Raw genomic sequence first — 4,141 nt, 5'->3', positions numbered from 1 at the left:
AAGAAATTGCTATATTTTTTACTTGCGATATGTCTATTTTCATAAAACTCCTTTATTGCTTTAAATCGGTTAGATTACAAAAATCTTAATTCCTATTTCAAATTCTTTAAGAATTTAAAATCGGAATTAGCTAATTGTTACTTATCGTTACGAACTAACTATTTTTTAAATATAATTACAATATGTTTTATATAAATTAGATTACAATAATTCAAATCAATTTTGCAAGGTATGAGTCCTAGAGATAATTGGAATGGAATATAAATATTTAGGTAAGCAAAAAGCTTACCTAAAAGGATAAATATGAGATTGTCAAACACAAATATAACTAAGCCAATTTTAAATGTTATTCCTATAAATACTAAAGCTTTTAATAATATAGTATTTCATAAAGCTGAGCAAATTAACTCAAGTGATATTAAAAATATAAATAATTTAGAATATAAAACTAATAAAAATGAAGAATATAATACTTATTTTTCTATTGAAAACAAAACAATTGGCATTAAATTGAGTAATAAAAATTATGAAAAATTGCACGAATTTTTTAATGAAGACAATTTTAAATGTATAGATGATAAATTGATTTTAGAAAAAGATGTTGCTTCGTATGTTGGTTCTTGGTTTAATCATGTAGCTTTTAAACAAAATTATATAAATGCAGATATTAATAAAAATGGAATTTTGAGTAAAAACGAAATGCTTGACATAAAATTACAATTGCCAAATAGTGATGTTTTTACTAATATTGGTAAAGTAGATATAGATTGCCTAGAACTTTTAGGGGATATTGATAACTATACAAGTATTAGCAATTTGATGAATTATTATATTCAAAATGATAAAAATTATGATTTAAAAATTACAGGTTTAGAAAAAAATGGAGTAGCTGGAATTAATTATGCAGTAGAAATTACTATGAATAATATTGATAAGAGTAAATTAGAGCAAAGCATTAAAAAAGCTGCTGAAGAAGACATCAAAAGACAAAGCGATTTGTCAAATGCTTTCAATAAAATAAATAATAATGATTATGACAAATTAAGTGATGATGAAAAAGAACTTTTAAAATCATTGCAAATTGAAATTAAAGAAAATATTGCAAAAACTTTAAAAATAAGCGAAGATAAATTAAAAGATTTAATTAATAGCGATAAATTAAAAGATTTTATATCTTATACAAAAGACTTTATAAATGAACTTAGCGAAACAAAATTGCTTGATATTAAAGCTTAATTCCTATTTCAAATTCTTTACAAATTTTAAAGGAATTTGAAATAGGAATTAAGATTTTTGCAATCTAGCCGATTTAAAGAAATAAACATTAAGGATTACTTATGAAACACTATATCAACAATACTGCTAACACTGCTGTTATGTGGCAAAGTCAAGTTGCTAAAAAAGAATTAAGCACACAAGATTTAGCAAGTATAAATGCTAGTATAGAAAACAATTCTTTTAGTATTAAAACAAACAGAGCGCAAGATTACAACACTTATTTTAAATTTAATAATGAAAACATAGGAGTGAAATTAAATGAAGCTAGCATTGAAAAATTAAAAGAATTTTTTGATAGTGATAATTTCATTGAAACTAGCAAAGGCATTATCTTAGATAAAGACGCAGCAAGTTATGTGGCTGGCTGGTTTAGTGATATTGCGTATAAACAAAAATTCTTAGAAGCCGATAGTAATAATAATGGAGAATTAACTCATAAAGAAGCAAGAATTACATTAGGTGGATTTCGTGAAGATGCAGTTCTTATAACCGATGAAAAAACCAAAGAAAAATATATAATCTCAAATGCTATTACTAAAACTTATGAAGAAAGTAGTTTTTTACCAAAAAATGATGCTTATTATTCAGATATTTCAAGTTCTATAAATGATGCTATAAAAGATGATAAAAACCTTGATGGTATTATTACATTTGCTGAGTTTATGGATGTTGGCGAGAAGGGATATTTTGAAGATTTTATGAATGATAGTAGCTCTAATGCTCCTGCAATTAGCCTTGATGATTTGATAAATGGACTTACTAAGCACTCTAAGCAGCTTGCCGAAAAAGCTGAAGAAAAACTTGCCGAAGTAATTGCAAAGATTAAAAAGCTTGGAGTTAGCAAGCTTGATCAAAGCGATAAAGATGTATTAATTCATCTAGGAATTGACCCTGCACCTTATGAGAACGAGTTTAGACTAAAACAAAGTATAAGCGATAAGCTAAAGATAAGCCCTAGCAAGGTTGAAAATCTAGCAAGTGAAAATAAATTAGATGAGTTTGTAAAATTTAGTCAAGATTTTATAAAAACTCTAAGCGAAACAAAGCTACTTGATATAAAAGCCTAATTCCGATTTTAAATTCCTTACAATTTTAAAAGAATTTAAAATAGGAATTAGCTAATTGTTACTTATTGTTACAAACTAATTATTTTTTAAATAAAATCATAATACTATTTATTTAAATTAGATTATAATAATTTAAATCAATTTTGAAAGAAGATTTTATGAAAAAAGCAGTTTTAGCTATTTTAGCTTTAGGTTTTATTACGAGCGCAAGTGCGTATTCTTGGAATTACTACTATACAGGCAGTGGTGCTTGGAGATGGCCTTTTATAAGTGCTGAAAGGGATAGCTTAAAAAGACAGCCAATAAATTGTTATTACGATTTTAATCAACACAGAAGAGTATGTTTTAACGATTAATTAAATGCTAGGTTATCCTAGCATTTAATTTGCTAATAATTTTAAAGGATTATTTATGAGACATTATCTAGGAAACTCTTTAAATACACCAGTAGTTTGGCAAGACTTTGTAGCTAAAAAAGATTTAAGCACACACGATATAACAAGTATAAATGCTAGTATAGAAAACAATTCTTTTAGTATTAAAACAAATAAAGCGCAAGATTATAATGTATTTTTTAGATTCAATGAGAACAATATCGGCGTAAAGCTAAATGAAAATAATATTGAAAAATTAAAAGATTTTTTTGATAGTGATAATTTCATTGAAACTAGCAAAGGCATTATCTTAGATAAAGACGCAGCAAGTTATGTGGCTGGCTGGTTTAGTGATATTGCGTATAAACAAAAATTCTTAGAAGCTGATAGTAATAATAACGGAGAGCTAAGCAATAAAGAAGGAAAAAAGACATTAAGCTATGTGTATGAAAGAGCTGAGATTAGAGAAGATATTAAAGGTGCATATATAATCACTAGTTATGTAAAAGGCTATGAAGAGAGTAAATTTTTAGCAGATAATAATGAGTATTATACCGACATTAGTAATTCTTTAAATCTTACTTTAAAATATGATAAAAACCTTGATGGAGCGATAACATTTGGCGAATTTTTAGATGTAGGTGAAAAGGGATATTTTGAAGATAATTTAGAAGCAACTAATAATAAAAACAATGAAGATTTGATTAATACATATAAGCTTACAAATACAGATAAATTAAAAGAAAAAGAATTAGAAGAATTAAAAAAGTTAGCAACCTTAGCAAAGCTAAAAAATCAAGGCTTAGAAAGTCTTACAAATGATGAAAAGAAACTCTTAAAAGATTTTGCTATAAATCTTAATATAAGCGAAGATAAATTAAAAGATTTAATAAGTAGCGATAAATTAAAAGATTTTATATCTTATACAAAAGACTTTATAAATGAACTTAGCGAAACAAAATTGCTTGATATAAAAGTCTAATTCCGATTTTAAATTCCTTGCAAATTTTAAAAGAATTTGAAATAGGAATTAGCAAATTGTTACTAAAAGTTACAAACTAATTATTTTTTAAACAAAATTTTAATATGATTTATTTAAATTAGATTATAATAATTTAAATCAATTTCGCAAGGTATTTTATGAAAAAAGCAGTTTTAGCTATTTTAGCTTTAGGTTTTATTTGTAACGCAAGTGCGTATTCTTGGTATGATTACTTTACAGGCAGTGGTTCTTTTGGCTGGGCTTTCAATTCTTCAGCAAGAGATAGTGTAATGCCGCAAAAAGAAGGCTGGAAACCGCCTAGATTACCAAGATATTAAAACATCAATTAATATATACTTTTACTAAATTACTTTAGTAAAAGTATTAAGGAAAATTTATGAAAATAGACATATCGCAAGTAAAAGATATAGCTATACTTT

General features: G+C 25.6%; 5 protein-coding genes. All 5 read left to right on the top strand.

Going from position 1 to position 4,141, the window contains the following annotated elements; genetic code table 11:
* The first annotated feature begins 303 nt into the window (after positions 1 to 303).
* The 5 genes from AVANS14531_RS09035 to AVANS14531_RS09015 all read left to right on the top strand — a co-directional run bounded on the left by AVANS14531_RS09035 (position 304) and on the right by AVANS14531_RS09015 (position 4,039).
* The gene (locus AVANS14531_RS09035) at positions 304 to 1,236 is read left to right on the top strand and encodes a hypothetical protein (protein ID WP_336612147.1); all 933 of its coding nucleotides are present in this window, start codon (positions 304 to 306) and stop codon (positions 1,234 to 1,236) included.
* Positions 1,237 to 1,337: 101 nt separating this feature from the next.
* On the top strand, positions 1,338 to 2,345 hold the full coding sequence (locus AVANS14531_RS09030; protein WP_336612146.1) for a hypothetical protein: 1,008 nt from the start codon (positions 1,338 to 1,340) through the stop codon (positions 2,343 to 2,345).
* Positions 2,346 to 2,503: 158 nt separating this feature from the next.
* Positions 2,504 to 2,701 (top strand): hypothetical protein, encoded by a 198-nt coding sequence (locus AVANS14531_RS09025; protein WP_239817914.1) that lies wholly within the window; start codon positions 2,504 to 2,506, stop codon positions 2,699 to 2,701.
* A 55-nt stretch (positions 2,702 to 2,756) separates the two neighbouring features.
* Positions 2,757 to 3,701 carry a hypothetical protein gene (locus tag AVANS14531_RS09020; RefSeq protein WP_336612145.1) on the top strand — a complete coding sequence of 315 codons (945 nt, stop codon included), beginning with the start codon at positions 2,757 to 2,759 and terminating at the stop codon, positions 3,699 to 3,701.
* A 158-nt stretch (positions 3,702 to 3,859) separates the two neighbouring features.
* Positions 3,860 to 4,039: a hypothetical protein gene (locus AVANS14531_RS09015; RefSeq protein ID WP_336612144.1), complete on the top strand. Its 180-nt coding sequence runs from the start codon at positions 3,860 to 3,862 to the stop codon at positions 4,037 to 4,039.
* The last annotated feature ends 102 nt before the right edge of the window (positions 4,040 to 4,141 follow it).

This window comes from Campylobacter sp. Cr9, assembly GCF_020138295.1.
Classification (GTDB): domain Bacteria; phylum Campylobacterota; class Campylobacteria; order Campylobacterales; family Campylobacteraceae; genus Campylobacter_E.
The sequence above is the reverse complement of the archived record's forward strand: the minus strand, read 5'-3'. Positions and strand labels throughout refer to the sequence as shown.